The sequence below is a fragment of the Streptomyces sp. NPDC002144 genome (genome assembly GCF_053593695.1).
This window is the reverse complement of sequence record NZ_JBSFDB010000143.1, coordinates 1-2,976: the sequence shown is the minus strand read 5'-3', so window position 1 is coordinate 2,976 and position 2,976 is coordinate 1. Positions and strand designations below refer to the sequence as shown.

Below are 2,976 nucleotides of genomic sequence, written 5' to 3'. Positions count from 1 at the left end.
ATCACCCACTACCCCCAACTCCACCCAGACCAGCGGCGCCTGCTCGGCCACCTCGGCCTCACCGAAGATGAAGTGGCCCGCTTCCACACCCGGCCACCCCGCCGCCCGCTCGCCTGGCGACGACGCTGAAAACGCTCCGTACGTTGTGTGGTGAGCCCCTCGTACGGTTGACCCGCCCAGGGGCGCCGGGTGTGGTTCAAAACGCTCTGCCGTATGTGGCTTTCAGTGAATGGCCGCCCAGCGCCCCACGACGACTCGGCTGCCAATTAGGAATTGCGAATGATCGCTGAGTAGGGAATCGACAGCGAGGTCGTCCGTCGGGAAGCGCCCGCAGCACACCGCACGGAGGCACCACATGGCCATGATCTGGGCCGGCATCGATGCAGGCAAGACCCATCATCACTGACCCAAGCCGTCTCTGACCAGGGAAAATGGAGAAGCGGGGAGTGTAGATCTAACGGCGGATCCGACGATCATGGGAGTGACGCCAAGTGACTGATACCGCCGTGGAGTTGGAGACCGTGGAGCCTGTCGAGAGTGCCCAGCCTGGGCAGCCTGTGCCCGTGTCCGACGAGCAGCTCGTCGCGATGCTGGTGGAGCGTGCCCGGTCCGAGGGGCTGCAGCTGACCGGGCAGGGTGGGCTGCTGCAGCAGCTGACCAAGCGGGTGCTGGAGTCCGCCCTGGAGGGCGAGATCACCGATCACGTCGGCTACATCAAGCACGATGCGGCCGGCAGGAACAGCGGCAACAGCCGTAACGGCACCCGGGCCAAGACGGTGCTGACCGACGTCGGCCCGGTCGAGGTGAAGGTGCCCCGTGACACCGCCGGCACCTTCGAACCGCAGATCGTCAAGAAGCGGCAGCGCCGGCTGACCGGCGTGGACGAGATGGTGCTTTCCCTGTCCGCGAAGGGCCTCACACACGGGGAGATAGCGGCTCATCTGGCCGAGGTGTACGGGGCGGAGGTGTCCAAGCAGACCATCACCACGATCACGGACAGCGATAGTGATACCCGGGTCCCCGGCGGTCGTGACTCGATCACTGACTGACGTCCTGCTGGACTGTCTTCGCCTTGGTCTGTCCGGCTTGCCGGGGACCGTCCCCGAGGCCCCGGCCGGGTGGATCATGACCTCATAGGAGCCTGGCCAGAGGCCCCGTCGCTGTCCTGTCTGCCCCGCCCGGCCGGAGCCACCTCCGGTCAGGAAGGCATCTCCAGCATGACAGGAACGGACACCAAGGCAGCCATGGTGATCGGCGGGGTGGACTCCCACGCCGACACCCTCCACGTCGCCGTGGTCACCGACCGCGGCGGCCAGCTCGCCGACGCCGAGTTCCCCACAACGCCCGCCGGATACACGGCTGCTCTCGCATTCGTGGCTGCTCACGGCGTTGTTGCCGCCATCGGCGTGGAAGGCACGTCTTCCTACGGGTCGGGATTCACGCGCGCGGCCCACCAGACTGGCCTCACCGTGATCGAAGTCAACCGGCCGGACAAGGCCGAGCGCCGCAGGATCGGCAAATCCGACCCGATCGACGCCTATGCCGCCGCCCGAGCAGTCGTCTCCGGGCGGGCCACCAGTGCCCCCAAAGGCGACGCCGTCTCCGGGATCCGGGCTCTGCACAACGCAGCACGGTCTGCAATCAAGGCTCGTACGGCGGCATTGAACCAGATCGGGCACATCCTGATCAGTGCGCCCAATGCGATCCGCACGAAGTACGAGGTGCTGCAGGGCGACAAGCGCATCGCCGCGCTGACCCGGCTCCGGGTCGGCAACGACCTCGCCCTCGCGCCCGTCCTGACCGCTCTGCGCACGCTCGCGATGCGTGTCCAGAGCCTGACCGCCGAACACGACGCTCTGACCGCCGAGTTGGACGTCCTGGTCACACGGCTCAACCCCGGCCTACGCGCCGCCTACGGCGTCGGCCCCGACACCGCGACACAGCTGTTGATCACGGCTGGCGACAATCCTGCCCGCCTGCGCACCGAAGCATCCTTCGCCGCCTTGTGCGGTGTTGCCCCCGTTCCGGCCTCCAGCGGCAAGACCAACCGGCACCGGCTCTCCCGCGGCGGCGACCGTGCTGCCAACGCGGCCCTCCACCGGATCGCACTCGTCCGTATGCGTCGTGACCAGCGCACCCGTGACTACGTTGCCCGGCAGACTGACGCCGGCCGGACCAAGAAGGAGATCCTCCGGCTTCTCAAGCGCGCGATCGCGCGAGAGGTCTTCCGTCTCCTGACTACCACGGTCGAGGTCCCCGAGATCGCGGATCTCAGGCCGGCCCGCCAGGCCAAGAACATCACGCTCACCGCCGCCGCGAACCACTTCGGAGTCTGGCCCGCCGTCATCTCCAATATAGAGCGGGGCCTTCGCCGCGACGACGCCTTCGCCAGCAGCTACCGCGAGTGGCTCGCTGCCGCTTGACCAACAATAGGAGCATCAAGGTGATGGAGGGCATGGCGGAATGGCAGGCCCGCCCGCTGGACCGCGTCTACCCGGTTGTCTTCGTGGACGCCATCAACGTCAAGATTCGCGATGGCAAGGTCGCCAACCGGCCCATCTACGTCGCGATGGCCGTCACGGTCGAGGGCACCCGGGACATCCTCGGGATCTGGGCCGGTGACGGTGGTGAGGGCGCCAAGCACTGGCTGCAGGTCTTCACCGAGCTGAAGAATCGCGGAATTGAAGATGTCCTGATGCTCGTCTGCGACGGGTTGAAAGGTCTGCCGGACGCGGTCGAGACGGTCTGGCCCCGCACGGTCGTCCAAACATGCATCGTTCACTTGATTCGCAACAGCATCCGGTACTGTGCCCGCCAGGACTGGGACAAGGTCGCCAAGGATCTCAAGCCCGTTTACACCGCTCCCAGCGAGGCCGCCGCAACCGAACGGTTCTTGGAGTTCTCCGAGAGGTGGGGCACCAAGTATCCGGCCGTGATCAAGCTGTGGTCCGACGCCTGGGCCGAGATGGTGCCCTT

Annotated in this window: 1 protein-coding gene and 2 pseudogenes; all 3 read left to right on the top strand. The window is 66.6% G+C overall.

The annotated features are described in order from the left end of the window. Nucleotides 1–587 precede the first annotated feature (587 nt). Nucleotides 588–998, top strand: a pseudogene (locus ACWCQ1_RS51860) (transposase); the annotation flags it as partial. A gap of 219 nt (nt 999–1,217) precedes the next feature. Then, a complete protein-coding gene (locus tag ACWCQ1_RS51855; protein WP_451030104.1) occupies nt 1,218–2,423 on the top strand; it encodes an IS110 family transposase in 1,206 nt (401 codons plus the stop codon). Nucleotides 2,424–2,440: 17 nt separating this feature from the next. Further along, nucleotides 2,441–2,976: pseudogene (locus tag ACWCQ1_RS51850) on the top strand (IS256 family transposase); the annotation flags it as partial.

Bases quoted from the DNA above. Each gene is read 5' to 3' on its own strand.
- ACWCQ1_RS51855 (WP_451030104.1), top strand. From the start codon at position 1,218: ATGACAGGAACGGACACCAAGGCAGCCATGGTGATCGGCGGGGTGGAC.